We start from the raw sequence: 18,436 nt of genomic DNA, 5'->3' as shown, positions 1-18,436 counted from the left end.
CTAGCGAATCAAGGAGGTAAACATGGAATGGAAACAGGCAGTACGCTTGAACAAGTGAAGATCCGTCTGTTGGGTGTTACGGATATTGTCTATCAGCCCTTTCAGATTGGTTCAATTCATTGTGAGCTCATCTACATCCAATCCATTGTAGATACCGCCACGATGAGAGAAGCCATCGTCAAACCACTGCTGGAAGAAGCATCACGCGGCGAAGTTGACCCCATGCTTACAGCGCGAATTGTTAGTGGCTCTTTTTTCACACTGGACTCACAGCTCACCGATTCGACTGAACAACTGGTGAATGACATCGTCTCTGGCAATGCGGTTCTTCATTTGGAGGGATTGTCCAATTGGGTTGTATTCTCGATTCAGAATTATCAGAAACGTTCTATACCTGAATCCACGAACGAGGTGGTCGTGGTTGGGCCCCAAGAAGCATTTATTGAAGATATTCATGCAAATATGTCTCTACTTCGGCACAAAATTAAACATCCTGATTTTAAAATGATCCAATTCACCATCGGCAAATATACCCAAACCATAGTATATGTCGTGTACATTGAAGGGTTATGCAAACCAGATATTCTTGAGAACGTGTTGACCAGTTTAAATGAGATTGATATGGATAGCAGTTTAGGCGTGAGTTATTTATCTGAGTTTCTAGAGGATCATCCGCTGTCTCCATTTCCCCAGTATCAATATACCGAGCGGCCAGATTCTGTTGCAGCTGCACTCGTTGAGGGGCGCATTAGTGTTATGCAGGATGGCACACCATTTTCACTAGTTATTCCTGTCACCTTCTTCTCCTTAATGCAATCTTCTGAAGACTACTATCAGCGGTTTCATTCTGCTTCATTCATTCGGATCATTCGTTTGTTATTTGCCTTTTTTGCATTTTTGCTGCCTTCGGTCTACGTAGCAGTTACCACTTTTCATCCGGAGATCATCCCAACTAACCTGCTAATTACTATTGCATCCGCGAGGGAAAACATTCCTTTTCCTGCATTGGTTGAAGCCTTCATTATGGAAATCACCTTTGAGGGGCTGCGTGAAGCTGGGATACGTATTCCCAAGCCGTTAGGGCAAACCGTGTCCATAATAGGCGGTATTGTCATTGGTCAGGCAGCTGTGCAGGCAGGTATTGTCTCTGCCCCACTGGTGATCGTCGTTTCCATTACGGGTATTGCCGCCTTTATCATTCCACATTTTGAATTAGGGCTGGCATTCCGACTACTTCGATTTCCAGTGTTACTCGTCGGTGGAACGCTAGGTCTGTTCGGCGTAGTCATCTCGATCTACTTAATCTACTGGTACATGGTAAGCCTACGCTCCTTCGGAGTTCCCTATATGCAGCCCTTTGCGCCACTTGTCCTTCGAGATATTAAAGATACATTTGTTCGCGTGCCTTGGTTTCTAATGAAAAAAAGAACCAAAGCCTATGCAGCAGATAATGAAACGAGGCAGGATACGCCATGAACCTTCACTACGCTTGGCCAAGACTCGTCTTATTGGTGACATGCTGTCTCTTATGTGGTGGCTGCTGGTCTAAAGTCGAAATTAACGAGCGCACTTTTATAACGGCTATGTATGTTGACAAGACAGATAACCCTGGCGAAGTTGAGGTCTCATTAACAATGCCACTCCCTAACCGTTTATCACCAGATCGAGGAGGATCCGGCAAGGAGCCTTATGCTGTTGTTTCAGCGGTGGCACCTACCATTGCCGATGCCTTAGAACGTATTCAGACAGACCTTACGAGAAGAATATCCTGGGGTCATACACGCGTTGTTGTGTTTGGACAAGCTTATGCCCGTGCAGGAATCGAAGATACCATGGAGTGGATTGCAAGGGAGCCCCTATTTCATCTGAGCAGTTACGTAATGGTCGCTATGGGTAAGGCAAAAGACGTGTCTGACTTAACTCCTGTCTTCGAGGAAACACCAAGTGATGTACTGCGCGAATTCTCCACCGAGGAAAATTTGTTAAAGACGCAGACACTTAACGTTTATGCTTCAGACAAAATGAATCAGGGCTTTGCCGCATCTATGCTGCAAGCCAAGCAACTACCGATGGTAAGTGAAGAAGGTAAACAGAAAAAGTGGGTAAGCCAGATCGGCGGAGCCATCTTCAAGCAAATGCGCATGGTGGGGACACTTTCAGATGATGAGGCTCGCGCTGTTGCCTGGGCTGGTCGAAAACTAGAGTCGATGGCCATCTCCATCCAGACGAACAAAGTAAAAGCCAGCATGACTCTCTTTAATATGGACTCAGACATTCGTGTCAGATTAGTCAATGGGGAGCCCTTCTTCGACATAAATCTAACGGGTAAGGGCGAGCTGAATTCGGTCATCCCGATTTTGAAAGCCAAGGATGTTATAAGCGTGAAGTCGATGCAAGTGGAAGCAAGTAAAAAAATTAATGAACATCTGAAGCAAGCCATTGATACCGCACAACACCAAGGAGCAGATATTTTGAATCTAGGTTACCGCTTGGAGTGGAAGTATCCTAAGATCTGGTCTAAGCTTCGTCCTCAATGGACAACGTATGTGAAGAACAATCTGCAATTCCGCGTTAATACACAGATCAACATTCAGTTTGTTGGATCAGAGTCCAGCTATTGATCTGATAAAGCCGCAATGACATGTGTTAAAGGAGGAACATCATGATTGCCGTTTTGTTGTTTGCTGGGCTCTATCTATCCGACTATGCATCCGTAAGAACGAGCAAAAAAAAGATTAGACGTAGTTACTTCATTCTACTCGGGCTGTTTATCGTTTGGAATACGCTTGCGGTTAGCTGGTCTGCATGGCCTAATCCCAATGATATCATTCAACTGATCTTTGGCTGGATTGATCCTATGATTCATTAAGAAGAGGAGGTAGCATTTATCTATGAATCATCTAACGGCTGGGCAAGCTTATCGCTTCATGTTTGTTTATCTATACTCTGAACCTATTGCTTTCCTCCTACAACGATTATTCAAGATGAGTGGATATCAGGGCTGGTTGTCTACGATTGGTGGATTTCTGATCAGCCTCATCTTCTTATTCTTTACATACAGACTCGGATCCCTCCACCCGGATCGACCGTGGCTGAGCTTCGGAGAAGACATTGTTGGCAAATGGATACATCTCTTTTTTGTTGGAATGATTGCATTGTTGTGCTTGTATTTAGTGACAATTGATGTTGAGAACTTTATTATTTTTCTGCAATCCATGTATTTACCCGAGACACCTATCTGGGTTACCGCAACACTAACCTTGCTATGTGTCAGCTTGTCTGCGCGCTCGGGCCTAGTGACCATTATTTTTATGTCCGAAGGTATTTTTTTGGTGCAAGTTCTCACATCAACGCTGCTGATCCCGACCGTAGGCAGTGGTGGTAATCCAGATGTACTCCTCGCTTTGACAACACATCATGATCTAGGCGAGATTGTCATGGGCTCTTTTTCTACCCTACCTTGGTTTTCCGAATGGATGATGTTTCTCTTTCTCGCTCCGACAGTCGCGTTTAGACGCCCCTTACTGAGAAGCATGGTATTCGCGGGAATCACCGTCATTTTGTTTGTTGTTTTTTTCTGGATCTATACCCTCATGAACTTTGGTCCTTATGTAGCAGCGAGCCTCCGTTATCCTTTACTTGAGATGATCAGGTTTGCTCGATATGGCGATTTTCTTGATAATCTTGATCCCGTATTGATTGCGATCTGGTCAACAACCATGTTTACACGAAGTTCATTTTTGTTATATGTCGCTTCTGTGTGTCTATCCAAAATTAGTGGTGTTAGACAACAAAAATCGGTTGTGTATTTGATTGGTGGCACAGCTGCTGCCATTGTGATGCAATACGCCAAAGATGTCACTGCTTATGAGCTAGCTACACGATCCTACGCTGTGCCTATGTTTACCCTTCTCATTGAATCCATGCCTATACTATATGTTATTGTTCACTGGCTCCGTTATGGAAAACATAGAAAAATCCAGCCCTCTCCCACCCCTTCGTCATGACTTCATGCCACTGAAACTATTTTTGAGTACAGAACAACCTCTTCTCCATCCTTTACAAAATTACTTGTTTGGCATATAGTTGTTATAACAAGTATATATGTGCAGTGTATTTATTCTGATTGAAAGTGAGGTTTTCATCGCAATATGGATTATTCATTGGAGCAATCCGTCGGTTTCATGCTAGGTTTGACGCATCGCAAAGCAGTCGCTTTACTCGCGACCAAGTTCAAACCATATGACATTACATCAGAGCAGTTTTCGGTTCTATTTAATATTGGTAAAGGCGAAGGCGTGAATCAGAAGGAAGTTGCTTTACGTGTTTTTAAAGATCAACCAACGACTGCCCGGATCATTGATCTTCTGGAGAAGAAAGGATGGGTTGAGCGTCAAACGAGTGAACAGGATCGCAGAGCTTACCTGCTATATCTGACAACTGAGGGTAGAACCATGCTGGACATCCTCGTTCCCATCGAAAGAGAAATGAATAAAGAACTTGCTGAAGGTATACCTGAAGACCAGATGGAAGCATTTAAACATACTCTTTCCCTCATTAATCACAACCTTTAGAGAAAAGAACATCAGGGGGAATTCTGTTATATGAATACACAATCTACACAAGTGAAATTATGGACAACCGATTTTATATTATTAATGCTATGTAATTTTTTGCTGTTTCTGCAGCTGCATATGATCGTCTCTCCACTGCCCGCTTATGTGCAGGATCGCTTTCATGCCAATGCGTTTGAGGTCAGTTTGTTCACCTGTCTTTTTGCACTTAGCGCCATTGCTGCAAGACTCTATTCTGCCAAGGCTCTGGAGAAAGGTCTTCGGAACACGATGATCTATGTGGGTCTATCTATCGCGTTGCTAGCAACACTAGGCTATTATTTTGCGGCAGGCATCGTAGTCCTGTTATTGCTTCGTATGTTATTCGGGGTAGGATTTGGTATGAGCAGTACTGCTTTTCCAACGATGGCCTCTGATATTGTTCCCGTTAAACGTATGGGCGAGGGTATGGGCTACTTCGGCTTATCCACAAGTCTTGCCATGTCTATGGGGCCAATTATCGGGGTGACATTGCTGCAAGGACAAGGCTTCGTAACTTTAATGTTGTGTACGGCAGGCGTGGTCGCTGTCATTTATCCGCTCAGTTATTCGCTAACCCGCAAAAAAGCTCAACGTGGCGATCAAGGAACCCTCACTCCAGCAGGAGCAATACCTACAACATCTGCAAAAGGTGAAAAAATCCCTTTTAATCGTAAATTGATTTTACCAAGTGTTCTGAACGGCCTATTATCCATAACATACGGTGGACTTGTTGGATTTATCGTGTTATACGGTAAGGAAGCTAACCTCTCTAATCCCGCACTGTTCTTCCTATTTAATGCGATTGCAGTTCTACTGGTCAGACCCTTTGCTGGACGGCTTTATGATCAAAAGGGGCCAAAAGCGTTGTTGATTCCTGGAGCGATATTTATCGCCATTGGATTAATTATTCTTTCATATGCAACTTCTATGCCTACATTATTTGTAGCAGCATTTATTTATGGAATTGGCTATGGTTCCATGCAGTCTTCTCTGCAAACCTGGATGATTCAAATTGTGGCACCTTCTCAGCGCGGAATGGCGAATGGCATGTTTTTGAATAGTCTTGATCTAGGTATCGCAACTGGCGCCCTATTGCTTGGTGGTATTGCATCCCTCACAAGTTATACAGATATGTACCGCTATTCGGTTATGTTCATGATTGTGTTTCTACTCATCTATTTAATTCAAGGCAAGAGAAGTGGTGGCTATGCGATAACTCCTCACCCTCTTCTAGAGCACACCCATATTAGTGGTGAAAAGGAACAATCCTCTAGCGAAACTACACCTTCTTCTAACGATAGAGATCGACAGTAAGTAACTCTACACCAGATGCCAATAAAAAAATGCGTTGTCACATGAGGACATCCGAGTCTCCTCATGCGCAACGCATTTTTGTGTTGTGACTTTCAATAAGTAAATATTTAATCTAGAATGGGCTTCTTCTTTTCCCTAGTTTCGGTATCCCTCGCCTGGTCTCATTCACGTTCTCTTCTTCCTCATCTTCATGCGTAGCTTCTTCTGCGTCAGTATTGCTTTTCTCAGGTTTCACTGCAAGCAGTGTAAGCAAACCACCGACTGCCCCTGTTGCAGCAAGTATGCCGAAGATAAGGATGTGAGCACTTCCAATTAACAAAGATATAACTGGTGGCCCCAAGGACACCCCAATAAAACGCATACTACTGAATAAAGCAGTAATTGTCCCTCGTTGTTTCTTGTCCACACCTTCGGTTATTAATGCATCAAGACAGGGCAATGTTGCACCAATACCCGCACTGCCCAAGGTAAACAAACCCACGACAGCATATATATTGTCCCATAACCCCATGATGACAAGAGAAACGGTCAAAATCACTAACCCGGTAAATCCAATCCATTTCATACGTGTTTTGCTTTTACCAATCCATTTTCCTGCAAGAAATGAGGCCAGGCATAGTGCCGCTAATGGAATGGCTAACACAAGTCCTTTTAGCACACCCTTTAGTTTGAATTCAGATTCCAAGGTCTCTGACAAATAAAAAAGCACACCAAAAATGACAAACATGCAAATTCCACCAATGGCAAAAAGCGCATACAGCCAGTGGCCTTTTTCCTTAAGAACGGCCCGAATGGAAGCGACGAATTCTGAGAATGTAGGCGGTTTCTCTTTTTTCTTAGGTGTTTTCACCAGAAAGATAACCAATAACAATGAAATCAGACATAATACAGGAATCGCCATAAACGGCAAATACCATAACCAGACAGCCAAAGCTGCACCAAGAATAGGACTTAACACTTTACCGAAGGTATTCGATGTTTCAATAATGCCTAAGCTCTTGCTGACCTCATTTTCATCACTGAACATATCGCCAACAAGCGGAATGACGATGGGAAATGCGCCAGCGGCACCTATACCTTGCAGTAACCTACCTCCAAGTATCACCCAGTATGCGGCATCTCCGTTCATTAACCATGCTGCACCACCTGCCACCGCACCACCAACAGCCGCAATGATCAGGCTGGGAATAATAACAACTTTTCGCCCGAAACGATCCGATAAATATCCGGCAAGCGGGATCAACAGAATAGCTACAACGGCGTACACGGTAATTAGCATACTGACTTTAAAGGACGATACCTTTAATTCACGCTCTATCTGGGGAAGGATCGGAATTAACATGGAGTTACCCAAAGTCATGATTACCGGAATGGAAGCAAGTGCAACAAGATCCCACTTTTTATCACTCATACCTCAACCACCTTTACGGGATCAGGAAATATCAATGTTATTGTGGGTCATTGTGCAGATGTTTATTCGGATATGTAAAAAGTTCATTGAAGCACACTTAGCAACAGATATATGAACTTTTACACTGTATGGCTAATTTCGTTCTTTCCATTCCTTGAGCAGACTTAACGTTCTTTGTTCATACTTCTGTGCGTCTTCATGCTGATTGACCTGATGCTCATGAACATAGGCGTTAAAATAAGCTGACACTAGACGATACATAAACCGCCGTAACTGTCCTTCTTCCGACATATCAAGCGGACGATCATACCCCTTATGAAAATCAGTGGATTCGGTTGATAAAAGCGCCTCGAATTCACGATCAGCAAACATGGAGCGGTCCCCGTCAATAATGGCCGCAATGCGGGGCTGTCCCTGTTGCTCATGGATCAACACATTGGCTTCCCATAAGTCATTATGAACTAACACGGGCTTCGTCACCTGGTCTAAGATATGTTGATTTCCCTCTAAAATTGATAATATCTCTTCCCCTACTCCGTGCATGTATTGAGCCTGTTCTGCCTTTGCTGCCGTCTCTGCTGCATATGCTAATACCACCTCTGACCAGCGAGTAGATCCCTTGATGGTTCCATCCGCCTGCGGCCATCCAAACGATTCTGCCTCAATGGTATGCATTGTAGCGGTATAAGCGCCTAATTGGCGATAAAGCTCCTCTTTCTCCTTTGCCAACAATGAAGGATCATTTAACTGCCGGCTGGGGATGAACTCCATAAACATATACGTTCTTGGTATCGTAATCCCACTAGAGTCACAGGCAATAACCGTTGCACAGGGAATTCCCTGCTGGCGATATAGCTCATAGATTATTGGTTCAGATGCCATCATTGTGCGTTCAAATGAAAATAAAGGATCTACAAGTGTATGTTCAATGTCTTCATCTTGTACTCGTTCAGGTGCTAATCGCAAGATGATGTCCGGATACTTAGGGTGATCCAGTTCTATACGATAAGTGGTGTTAAACAGACCACCCTGTAACAAACCATATTGCTTTACTTGAGTGTTTGCGCCAAATGTATGTTTCACTAAGGTATATAACATCTCTGGCGTAATAGGTTGATGTAATTTGGAATAATTGGAGTCCATATAGCGTAATCCCCTAACTGTAATGATATGTCTTACTAGGTATAAGTCATATTGTACCTAAACCAATTTTGAGGTTAAACAGTCGAAAAAGCATAACAAATAACAAGAGAAAAACGGTACCTTTCGGTACCGTCCCTCTTCTCTATTCTATCTTCATTTAGATCAATAGCAAATTACAATTGAATGGAGAGTTGTTTTGCTCCAGATGCTGCCGTAACGACCACACCATGCTCACCAGAATCATAGGAGCCACCTTCAACACTCGATACACTACCAACACCACGAAGTACAAGACTCCAAGGTTTGCCTGCACCTTCTGCCGTAACTTCTAGAACCGAACCGTTACGCGATACTTGAATAGTAAGCTCCTGCTCAGCAGCTTGATTCACAACAACAGCTTGGGCTTGATGACCATCAGCCAGTTCGAACAAGTGCAAGGAAACATCTTGAGCGAAGTCATAGTCTGGTTTGCCATCGACTGCACCTACAGCGATAAGACTGTTCGGCTTGATCATCATAGGCAGTGTTTTGAAGTCATGGTTCTCGCTAACCCATCGTCCACCCTCTACCTTAGCGCCTGTCAGATAGTTCGTCCACGTACCTTCTGGTAGGTAATAGGTTACATCGCCTTCTTTATTGAAGATCGGTGCGACCAGAATGGAATCACCAAACATGTACTGTGTATCAATGGTTGCACATGTTGGATCTTCAGGGAACTCCAGAACCATTGCACGCATCATTGGCAAGCCTCGAACTGTCGATTCTACTGCGGAATTGAACAGATATGGCATCAAGCTAAGTTTAAGCTTCGTGAAGTCACGTACCACATCAACAGCTTCTTCATCGAACAACCAAGGTACACGATAAGATTCATTACCATGCAGACGGCTGTGGGATGACAATAGACCGAATTGTACCCAACGTTTGTAGACGTCTGGTTCTGCTGTTTTCTCGAATCCACTAATATCGTGGCTCCAGAAGCCGAAGCCTGACAGACCAAGGGATAAGCCACCGCGCAGCGATTCTGCCATTGATGAGTAGTTGGAAGAGCAATCGCCGCCCCAGTGTACAGGGAACTGTTGGCCACCAACGGTTGCAGAGCGTGCAAACAATGCTGCTTCGTTTTTGCCCAAGTTTTCTTCCAATACTTCAAATACAGCTTTGTTATATAGGAACGTATAATAATTGTGCATTTTCACCGGATCGGAGCCATCGTAATAGACTACATCCGTTGGAATTCTTTCGCCGAAGTCTGTTTTGAAGCAATCTACGCCTTGCTCGATCAATGTTTTCAGTTTACCTTTGTACCAATCGGTTGCTGCTGGATTCGTGAAATCTACGAGACCCATACCCGCTTGCCATTTATCCCATTGCCATACGCTTCCGTCCGCTGTTTTAACCAGGTAACCCTTCTCCATACCTTCATCAAACAAAATGGATTTCTCCGCAATGTAAGGGTTAATCCATGCACAGATTTTGAGGCCTTTGTCTTTCAAACGACTAAGCATACCTACTGGGTCTGGGAACATATCCTCATCCCACTCAAAATCACACCATTGGTACTCCTTCATCCAGAAGCAGTCAAAGTGGAATACGGAAAGTGGCAGGTCACGCTCAGCCATGCCATCTACAAAATGATTAACCGTTGCTTCATCATAGTCTGTTGTAAATGAAGTTGTCAGCCACAAACCAAACGTCCATGCCGGCGGCAATGCCGGTTTGCCGGTCAGTTTCGTATAGTTGTCCAGCACTTCCTTCGGATTGCTACCACCGATAATGAAATATTCCAGTGACTCGCCCTCTACACTAAACTGTACTTTGGATACATTCTCGGAAGCAATCTCATAAGATACCTTCTCTGGGTGGTTTACAAACACACCGTATCCTTTGTTCGACAGGTAGAATGGAATGTTTTTGTACGCTTGCTCACTGCTTGTACCACCGTCTTCATTCCAGATATCCACGACTTGACCATTCTTCACAAACGGCGTAAAGCGCTCGCCCAAGCCGTATACATATTCTCCAACACCAAGCTCAAGCTGCTCGCGGAAGAATGCACCTTCAGTTGCAGACTCAATGTATGCTGGGCCTCTCCAGCCACTTCCTGTCAAACGTTTTTCATTATAGTGGAAACCGATGTCCCAACCACCTGCTTTGTTAACGGTTACACGTAAGTTGCCACTTTGCAACTCTGCGCCGTTCTCATCACGAGTGATCTTTACATCTGTATTTAATGTATTCAGTGCAAATTCAGGACCAGGATTCACTTTGCCCTTGTGATGGTTCAATTGTACCCGGATCACGTCAGGCATCGGTGAGCTGTACGTTGCTTTGAGCAATGTGCCGTTCAACGTATCTCCCTTGCGTTCAATGCGTTTCGTTGCTGCATATACTGTAAAGGAATCACCCTTTTGTACGATATCGCGAATATCCGCAGGATTTTGTACATGATATCCTTCGCGGGTTTGCCAATAGCCGTCCGTAAATTTCATCTTTGATTACCCCCTTCGGTTATACTATAATGATATTGATATTAATCATGAATTTCTTCTCCTATTTTGACTGAATATATCACGATTTTGATATTTCTGAACGATTTATTCATAAATAACACCAATCAATGGAAACGATTACATTAGCATCAATTTCATTATGCTTTTCATTACTTCATTAATTATGATCATTGAAGGAGCCACATCATGGAACGTGAACGTTTACGAGAGGATCGGGTACACGGTGATGCCATGTATCCTGTCAGTGTATATCCGGATATTCAACAGTTGGACGGTGACATCATTCTTGATTGCCACTGGCACGACGAGATGGAGTTCACTATGGTTACACAAGGAAGTGCTGTCTTTCAGATTGATATGAACACCGTTGAGGTACAAGCCGGAGAAGCGATCTTTATTAACCGGGGAGAAATTCACGTTGGTTATTTGAAGGGAACTATTCCTTGCGTCTTTTCTTCTATTGTGTTCAGTCCTGAGTTGCTGGGGAGTCGCACTTTCGATACGATTCAGGAAAAGTTTATTCATCCACTTGTTCACAAGACACTCGTCCCTCCCAACCATATCAAGCCTAGTGATCCATGGGGACAAGAAATCCTGCTGTATCTACAACGCATTTTTGCCGAACATGCTACCCGCTCTGAGACGTGCGAAATGTCCACCAAAGCATACCTCTACCTTATATTTGCGCAAATGTTCGAGCACATGCGTCCAGCTACTAGTAATGGCACTCTTCCTACAGGCAGCCATGATAAAGTGGAACGCTTGAAGTCGGTGCTATCGTACATTCATCAGCATTATCCAGAAGCATTACGGCTAAAGGAGTTAGCAGATGAGGCGAATATGAGTGAAGGACACTTTTGCCGATTCTTCAAACAGATGGTGCAGAAAAGCCCGGTTGATTACATTAATTATTATCGCGTTCAACAGGCCTGTTACCTGCTGGAGAATACCGATCATAAAATTGTAGATATCGCGATGGACGTTGGCTTCGAGCACCTGAGCTACTTTATAACCACGTTCAAGAAACATAAAAGCACCACACCATCACAGTATCGGAAAATGTTCTACGAGAAGGTTGACGTGGAGCCGATGCTTATCTAATCTTCATAATTAGCGTGTGGGCACATGGCAACATGTTAACTTAAACATATTGTTCCATGCTTACATGTTAGCTAAGTTCATTCACTCGCTTACTTCAAGCATCTCACAGCCTACTCCGAGTCAAAAAAAGATGTCAGCGACAGGGAGCGTCGCGACATCTTTGGGAAGGCTGTATTCTTTTTTCTACATTAGAATTAGAAGCATTGACTCCCTAGTTCTTTAAAGTTTTCCATGACGTGTATTCATGAATTGAGAATCCGTTAAAGGATGAATGAACTTTGGCCATATTCTCCACTAGTTTGAGCTGAGATTCCATGTACTCCGAACCCTCTTCATAGAATGTAATGAAGTCGCCCTCTTTACTCTGCTTCGTCTCTATAGCGATGGATATCTTCTTGCCTTGTTGTGCTGCATCGATAAGCTCATCCTTCGCCACATTGTAGATTGCAGCTGCCGTATCTCGATACGCCATGATTGTGATTGAATCATATTTCTGAATCATCCAATTGCTAACGGCTTGCGTCGAACCAGGAACTTTGTAATTATCCAGCCAGAATGGCAGATCTGCCCCAACCGGCATTTTCATTTGTTTAGCCCGATCCATGATGTACTGCACATTTCCCATCCATTGCGTAATAACACTCGCTTGATTCGTTTTCCACTGTGGATGCACATGCGGTTCAATGTCCAGATGAATACCGGCAAATTTTTCATTTGGTTGCACCTGATTTTGATAGGCTTCAATCCAGTTTAGAAAATCAGCAATTTGCGCCCTACTTTCAGTTAATCCCCATGCGGATCTGCCATCCATCACATCAACTGCAATATGGTTCGCTCTAGCCTCACTAATAAAGCTTGTATAATAAGGGATCTTCACATCCCGGTTCAATTGCAGATAGATTGTATTCACCTTTTTTTCTTTGGCAAATTTCAGTACTTCCTGTGGCCGACTTTGAATCTGAGTAGTATCCCAAACCCATGTAGCCCGGATCGGCTGCTCAATAGCACCATGGATGCTCTCATAACTTTCAACCGAACCATCCGCAATGGTTTTTGATGAAAACGTAACGCCTGCGACGAGGATTAGACAACTGACAAGTTTGATAAAATGATATTTGGACTTCTGTTGCATATTCGTACACTCCCTCAAATGTTATACCCCTCTGACTTTAGCTCCCGGCAAAAAACTGTCGTAATTTAAGCATTTTGGCGTATTTACCAAAAGCTCTCCCCCATGAATTGCTTCTATATGCAATGTCATCTCTAAGACTTACGACGAAAGAATCATATAACATTATTTCGGGTATTCATACTTCTGTATTTATAGTTCTAAAGTCTCAATTAACGAAAAATTTCCTTATTTAACGCTTTAACACACAAGACTTCAGTCATTATGAACATATGTTTCCTACCGACAGAAGACCTAGTAAGCGTTTTCCTTGCTAATTTGTTTAAAATGAACCGCTGACGTATATCCCTCCGTGCAGTTCTGCAACAAGCTTGCAGCTACGCTTCTTCAAACGATTCATTCCACTTCTTCAGTCAAAACACAAAAAAAGCCATCTAGATCAGCTCTAGATGGCTTACTCATACAATCACATTTCAACTCTGATGTAACGTTATCTTGATGTAATGATGAACTTACGAACCAGCCGGGGCAGCGTTCATGTTCTCTGTTGTCTCATCAAACAGGGACACCAGCTCGATCCCTTCTGCCGAGATTCGTACCAACCCTTTATCGGATAAGCGCAGCTCTGGAATTACAACCAATGCCAGCAAAGATAGGGTCATAAATGCATTATTTAGTGTACAGCCGACCGATTGCAACGCTTCGCTAACGGCTGCGGATTGAACGGCAACCTCTTCAAAGGACTCCGTTGACATCAGTCCAGCAATCCGTAATGGGAACTCAGTCACTCCTGAACCTGTAACTACAGCGACGCCGCCTTGCATGCGAATGACCCGGTTCCCCGCTTCAGCCATTAACGCATCATCATTACCGATAATCAACAGATTATGGCTGTCATGAGCTACCGTCATTGCAATGGCTGCTGGTGCGGTGAAGCCAATGCCTCCAACTAATGCCACCGCTCGGTTCCCCGTTTGTTTGTGGCGCTCCAGCACTGCAATTTTACACACATCCCCTGTTGTAGATACCATGACTCGACCATTCTGCACAGTAACAGGAAGATGTTTTTCCTTCGTATCCACATGATTCTCCGTGACATGAATAATCTTAGCCCCAATGGTGCCTTCTTCAATCGGCGCAGCAAGCTCCATCTGCTCTGGCGTGATTGTAGGTTCCAATTTCACCGTATTCAATGCCTCTTCTGGATAGATGAAATTATCCCATACGGCAGTCATCTTGCCATTCTCCGCCACGACCTGCCCAGCCGCAATCGTCATGCCAACGCGCACATCCGCCAGTCGCCCATCCAGCAAAATAATATCAGCGATATTACCCGGAATGACCGCGCCAATATCTCGTGCCACACCAAACCGCTCAGCCGTATTAATGGTTGCCATCTGGAACGCTGTCACCGGCTTCACGCCCTGTGAAATGGCGAGACGCACTACAAAATCCATATGTCCTTCCTTCAACAAGGACTCTGAACTCCGATCATCCGTAACTAGCATCATCCGGCGCGTATCCAAGCCAAGTTCTGTGCAAGCCTTGATCGTCTCAGCTACATCATGCCAAGCCGATCCTTGACGCATCTTGGCATACATGCCCAGTCGCAGACGCTCAACCACATCTTCCTTCGTTACACACTCGTGATCCCCAGTAACTCCACTAGCCGCATAGGCTGGCAAACGCCAGTCATCTGCTGCCCAGGTAAAGTGCCCATCAGCAACTTTGCCTGCTCGTAGAGTAGCTTGAATCTCTCCTATCATCGTGTCATCACCGTACACAACACCTGGAAAGTTCATAACCTCTCCCAGACCAATCATATCCGGTCCCCAAGATAGAGCCTCAGCCACTTCCTCTGGGCCAATATAAGCCCCTGTCGTCTCCAGACCAGGATGCGTAGAAGGCACACATGACGCAACCTGCATATACGCAGCCATTGGTGTCGTCCGTGCTTCATCAAGCATCATTCTAAGACCTTTGAGTCCAAGGACATTCGAGATTTCATGAGGGTCAAAAAATCCGCCTGTTGTGCCGGAAGGTAGTACTGCTCGCGCAAACTCCGTTACCTTCATCTGTGTACTTTCAATATGGCAGTGCCCATCCAATAGTCCCGGAGCCATGTACCTGCCATTTGCTTCGATGATTCGAGTGTGTTCTCCGATCGTATGACTCACATCTTTGCCGACATAAGCAATCCGTGCGCCCTGTATGGCTACAGACATGCCTTCTAAAATTTCACCAGATATAACATTGACCAATGTCCCGCCTCGAATCACCAATGTTGCTGGCAAGTCCCCACGTGCTGTTGCCACTAGATCAGGTACACAATCCGCCATTAGTGGTCGGTCAAAAGATGATTTGTTCATGTTGTTGCCTCCTTCTGAATTAAACGCTCCAAAAAAGTATATTGTTTCGATTATATGAGCCCGAACTCTAAGTGTAAAGAAAATTTACACCAATTGTGTTTAAATCCAAATTCAGATGCAAAATTTATCCAAACCATCCAAACCAGCTAAGTCTACTCAGCTACAATGTCAGAAAATAGATAGAAAAACTTCCGTCCACTCGGACGGAAGTCTCCTTGGTTTCGTTAAGCCTATATCACTTTGCTTAATCTGCCCGAGCAGCAGATACCTTTCCTGTATGATATAACGTCTCGGATTGCGAAGTGATAAATGGACTCGGTTGACCTAAACAATAGATATGAAGTAAATGCATAGCCCGTGTACATGCTGTATAAAACAATTTGCGTTCATGCTCTTGGGCATATTGCTCTTCAGAACCGTCGTAGATGAGTACAGCATCGAACTCCACACCTTTTGCTAAGTATGCAGGTATGACATGAACACCACGTTCGAACGCTAACGTCGTTTTTTTGATTAGCTTCGGCGCGGTAGTTAATGCCTTACTAAGTGCCTCATGCACTTCTCTACTCTCTTCTGCGGTCTTACAGATCACCGCTACAGACTCATATCCTTCCTCAATTAAGGCATTAAGATCAGCTGTAATCAGATCAAGATGCTTCTGTTCAGACGTTGTGACGATAACTTGAGGTTTCTCCCCACTACGGTTAAACGGAATAATCTCTTCTCCACCTGGAACCATTCCCCGCGTGAACTCCACAATCTCATGTGTTGAGCGATAACTACGGGTGAGTTCAATGACTTCCGTATTTTCAGGGCCGTATAGGTTCGTTAATGGCCCCGTCCCACTCAGCACAGAGGAATGAGCATAGATGGCCTGATTGAAATCACCGAGTGCTGTAATCTTCGCTCGTGGAAACAATCTTTTCATAAAAGCCAGCTGGAACGCAGAATAATCCTGCGCTTCGTCAATAATCACATGCCGAATGTTAGAGTTGATATGGAACCCTAGCAATAGTTCGCGTAAGTACAGATACGGTGTGATATCTTCATAAGCAAGCTCTTGTTCTTTCATTCTCCGAAGTGTCATATCGCTAATTTCTTCCCAGTACGCAGGCAATGGTTCGTTATCCAGCAGTCGAACAAGCTGTCCTTGATCCTTGAACAATTGGGAATAAAGCTTGCGAACATCAACAAACCGCAACGATTTGATCCATTTACGCAAAGGCTTAAGGCGGCTACTCACGACCATTCTGGCTAGAATCTCGCGTTCCTGCACAAAATCGTCAAACGTATCCACCTTCCCTTTTTGCTTACGCTTCAGACGTTGGAAGGCACGTTGCAGTTCTTCTGGCTCCATCACATCAAGCTGCTGATCAACCCAAGGTGCCTCTAGTTCGCTTTTGCCAAATGCGGAAAGTTCCTTCAACATCCAGTCTCTTAACATTTCGAGCCGATTCACCAGCTTCACCGATGGTTCATAACTGTAGAATTTCTCCGCCATCGCCTCAGCCGTAACAACAGCACGTCCTTGGAAACGAACCGGCTTGAACTTCATGCCAGCCAGCATTAAGTTGTCTTTGTATTTCGTAATCACCTTCAGGAACGATTCAGATGATTTGAACCGAATACCAGACATGCGCGCAGGGTAAGCCGCGTCCTCTGTAGCAGAAAGCACATATTCAAGCTGAATAAACGGATCTTCAAGCTGGTATTCCCGTCCCAGACGCCGCTCCAAATACTCTTGGAACGTCGTTTGCAGCATATTCTCTTCGCCTAACTCAGGTAATACGGTGGATACATAACTATTGAACATCGGATTTGGCGAGAAAAGCACCATCTGATCCGCTGACAAGTGTTCACGGTATTTATATAGAAGATAGGCTACGCGCTGAAGGGCAGCCGACGTTTTGCCGCTTCCAGCAGCGCCCTGTACAATCAGCATACGAGTTCGATCGTTACGGATAATACGGTTTTGCTCTCTCTGGATCGTCGCCACAATACTTTTCATCTGGGCATCTGACGTCCGGCTTAGAACAGCCTGCAACAATTCATCACCGATGGTTACACCTGTGTCAAACATGAACCGGATACGACCTTCACGGATGACAAATTGCCGCTTCATCTCAATGTCGCCGCTGATCTCACCGCTTGGTGTCTCATATGTGATTGGCCCTGGCGCACCATCATAATACAGGTTGGATATCGGAGCACGCCAATCGTAGACCAGGAAGGACTCCTCCTTCTCATCGAGCAAGGAAGCAATGCCAAGATAAATGCGCTCTGCCTGCGGATAGCCGTCCTCTTTGAAATCAATGCGTCCAAAATAAGGCGAGTGATGTAGTCTTTTCATTTTGTCGAGTGCCGCTGCCGTATTCAAATGACTACGCTCCCGATCCGATAAAACCTGCGACTGCTGCCGCATACTTGTAGAGGTCTCCCCTACATCATCGGCTTCACTAAAGTTCATCGTAACCTCGTCCCAGAAATCCTTTCTCATCTCTACAACTTCGTCTCGAAAGGAACCAACCTCTTGTTCAAGAGTTGTAATTTTACGTTCAATCTGATTGGTTACAATGTTGACCCGATGCTGTTCTTCGCTCCATTGCTGCTCTGTACTCATATAATCCTATGCCCCTCTTTCCCCGGAATGTGTCCTCAAAAGCCCATTTGACAAGCCCGACTAGGCCATGGTATAATTATTAGAAAGTAAACATTTTAAATTTATGTTAATTAGTTCTAATTTTTTGAAAACCATTTTTTATTGTACCAGTGACAACGTCCCGATGCAAGTTGAGGCGTTTTTTGTTGTTTTCTAATGTTAATTTCTAACTCCTATATATTTCTTCAATGTATTGTTGTAA

Annotated in this window: 13 protein-coding genes; 7 read left to right on the top strand and 6 right to left on the bottom strand. The window is 44.4% G+C overall.

The window, feature by feature from the left end:
• Nucleotides 1–27 precede the first annotated feature (27 nt).
• The 6 genes from M3636_RS14865 to M3636_RS14840 all read left to right on the top strand — a co-directional run bounded on the left by M3636_RS14865 (nt 28) and on the right by M3636_RS14840 (nt 5,909).
• Nucleotides 28–1,476, top strand: a complete 1,449-nt coding sequence (locus M3636_RS14865) for a spore germination protein (RefSeq protein ID WP_251383017.1) — start codon at nt 28–30, stop codon at nt 1,474–1,476.
• Nucleotides 1,473–2,621: a Ger(x)C family spore germination protein gene (locus tag M3636_RS14860; protein ID WP_145410527.1), complete on the top strand. Its 1,149-nt coding sequence runs from the start codon at nt 1,473–1,475 to the stop codon at nt 2,619–2,621. The genes M3636_RS14865 and M3636_RS14860 overlap by 4 nt, the downstream gene beginning before the upstream one ends.
• A 41-nt stretch (nt 2,622–2,662) precedes the next feature.
• Nucleotides 2,663–2,869: a hypothetical protein gene (locus tag M3636_RS14855; RefSeq protein WP_128101328.1), complete on the top strand. Its 207-nt coding sequence runs from the start codon at nt 2,663–2,665 to the stop codon at nt 2,867–2,869.
• Between the two features lie 22 nt (nt 2,870–2,891).
• Entirely contained in the window at nt 2,892–4,007 is a 1,116-nt protein-coding gene (locus tag M3636_RS14850; protein ID WP_145410528.1) for a GerAB/ArcD/ProY family transporter, read from the top strand.
• Between the two features lie 144 nt (nt 4,008–4,151).
• Entirely contained in the window at nt 4,152–4,574 is a 423-nt protein-coding gene (locus M3636_RS14845) for a MarR family winged helix-turn-helix transcriptional regulator (RefSeq protein ID WP_251383016.1), read from the top strand.
• Between the two features lie 30 nt (nt 4,575–4,604).
• Nucleotides 4,605–5,909, top strand: a complete 1,305-nt coding sequence (locus M3636_RS14840; protein ID WP_128101325.1) for an MFS transporter — start codon at nt 4,605–4,607, stop codon at nt 5,907–5,909.
• 112 nt (nt 5,910–6,021) lie between these two features.
• Here M3636_RS14840 and bcbE read toward each other — a convergent pair whose 3' ends face one another.
• The 3 genes from bcbE to yicI all read right to left on the bottom strand — a co-directional run bounded on the left by bcbE (nt 6,022) and on the right by yicI (nt 10,955).
• Entirely contained in the window at nt 6,022–7,320 is a 1,299-nt protein-coding gene (gene bcbE, locus M3636_RS14835; RefSeq protein ID WP_251383015.1) for a bacillibactin exporter BcbE, read from the bottom strand.
• 132 nt (nt 7,321–7,452) lie between these two features.
• Complete coding sequence (locus M3636_RS14830; protein ID WP_251383014.1) at nt 7,453–8,463, bottom strand: aminoglycoside phosphotransferase family protein; 1,011 nt, start codon at nt 8,461–8,463, stop codon at nt 7,453–7,455.
• Between the two features lie 173 nt (nt 8,464–8,636).
• Complete coding sequence (gene yicI, locus M3636_RS14825) at nt 8,637–10,955, bottom strand: alpha-xylosidase (RefSeq protein WP_251383013.1); 2,319 nt, start codon at nt 10,953–10,955, stop codon at nt 8,637–8,639.
• Between the two features lie 207 nt (nt 10,956–11,162).
• Here yicI and M3636_RS14820 point away from each other — a divergent pair, with 207 nt between their 5' ends.
• Complete coding sequence (locus tag M3636_RS14820) at nt 11,163–12,077, top strand: helix-turn-helix domain-containing protein (protein ID WP_145410094.1); 915 nt, start codon at nt 11,163–11,165, stop codon at nt 12,075–12,077.
• A 211-nt stretch (nt 12,078–12,288) separates the two neighbouring features.
• Here the strand turns inward: M3636_RS14820 and M3636_RS14815 are convergent, their stop codons facing one another.
• The 3 genes from M3636_RS14815 to helD form a co-directional block, all read right to left on the bottom strand.
• Nucleotides 12,289–13,209, bottom strand: a complete 921-nt coding sequence (locus M3636_RS14815) for a hypothetical protein (RefSeq protein ID WP_145410093.1) — start codon at nt 13,207–13,209, stop codon at nt 12,289–12,291.
• Nucleotides 13,210–13,718: 509 nt separating this feature from the next.
• Nucleotides 13,719–15,575 carry an adenine deaminase gene (locus M3636_RS14810; protein ID WP_251383012.1) on the bottom strand — a complete coding sequence of 619 codons (1,857 nt, stop codon included), beginning with the start codon at nt 15,573–15,575 and terminating at the stop codon, nt 13,719–13,721.
• Between the two features lie 244 nt (nt 15,576–15,819).
• The gene (helD, locus tag M3636_RS14805; RefSeq protein ID WP_251383011.1) at nt 15,820–18,195 is read right to left on the bottom strand and encodes an RNA polymerase recycling motor HelD; all 2,376 of its coding nucleotides are present in this window, start codon (nt 18,193–18,195) and stop codon (nt 15,820–15,822) included.
• Between the last annotated feature and the right edge of the window lie 241 nt (nt 18,196–18,436).

Origin of the sequence: Paenibacillus sp. MER 99-2 (assembly GCF_023714095.1) — a bacterium.
In the GTDB taxonomy this organism is placed as follows: domain Bacteria; phylum Bacillota; class Bacilli; order Paenibacillales; family Paenibacillaceae; genus Paenibacillus.
The sequence above is the reverse complement of the archived record's forward strand: the minus strand, read 5'-3'. Positions and strand labels throughout refer to the sequence as shown.

What these genes read in the sequence shown, in the direction of transcription:
- M3636_RS14865 (WP_251383017.1), top strand. Translation starts at nt 28, where the DNA reads ATGGAAACAGGCAGTACGCTTGAACAAGTGAAGATCCGTCTGTTGGGT.
- M3636_RS14860 (WP_145410527.1), top strand. Translation starts at nt 1,473, where the DNA reads ATGAACCTTCACTACGCTTGGCCAAGACTCGTCTTATTGGTGACATGC.
- M3636_RS14855 (WP_128101328.1), top strand. Translation starts at nt 2,663, where the DNA reads ATGATTGCCGTTTTGTTGTTTGCTGGGCTCTATCTATCCGACTATGCA.
- M3636_RS14850 (WP_145410528.1), top strand. Translation starts at nt 2,892, where the DNA reads ATGAATCATCTAACGGCTGGGCAAGCTTATCGCTTCATGTTTGTTTAT.
- M3636_RS14845 (WP_251383016.1), top strand. Translation starts at nt 4,152, where the DNA reads ATGGATTATTCATTGGAGCAATCCGTCGGTTTCATGCTAGGTTTGACG.
- M3636_RS14840 (WP_128101325.1), top strand. Translation starts at nt 4,605, where the DNA reads ATGAATACACAATCTACACAAGTGAAATTATGGACAACCGATTTTATA.
- bcbE (WP_251383015.1), bottom strand. Translation starts at nt 7,320, where the DNA reads ATGAGTGATAAAAAGTGGGATCTTGTTGCACTTGCTTCCATTCCGGTA.
- M3636_RS14830 (WP_251383014.1), bottom strand. Translation starts at nt 8,463, where the DNA reads ATGGACTCCAATTATTCCAAATTACATCAACCTATTACGCCAGAGATG.
- yicI (WP_251383013.1), bottom strand. Translation starts at nt 10,955, where the DNA reads ATGAAATTTACGGACGGCTATTGGCAAACCCGCGAAGGATATCATGTA.
- M3636_RS14820 (WP_145410094.1), top strand. Translation starts at nt 11,163, where the DNA reads ATGGAACGTGAACGTTTACGAGAGGATCGGGTACACGGTGATGCCATG.
- M3636_RS14815 (WP_145410093.1), bottom strand. Translation starts at nt 13,209, where the DNA reads ATGCAACAGAAGTCCAAATATCATTTTATCAAACTTGTCAGTTGTCTA.
- M3636_RS14810 (WP_251383012.1), bottom strand. Translation starts at nt 15,575, where the DNA reads ATGAACAAATCATCTTTTGACCGACCACTAATGGCGGATTGTGTACCT.
- helD (WP_251383011.1), bottom strand. Translation starts at nt 18,195, where the DNA reads ATGAGTACAGAGCAGCAATGGAGCGAAGAACAGCATCGGGTCAACATT.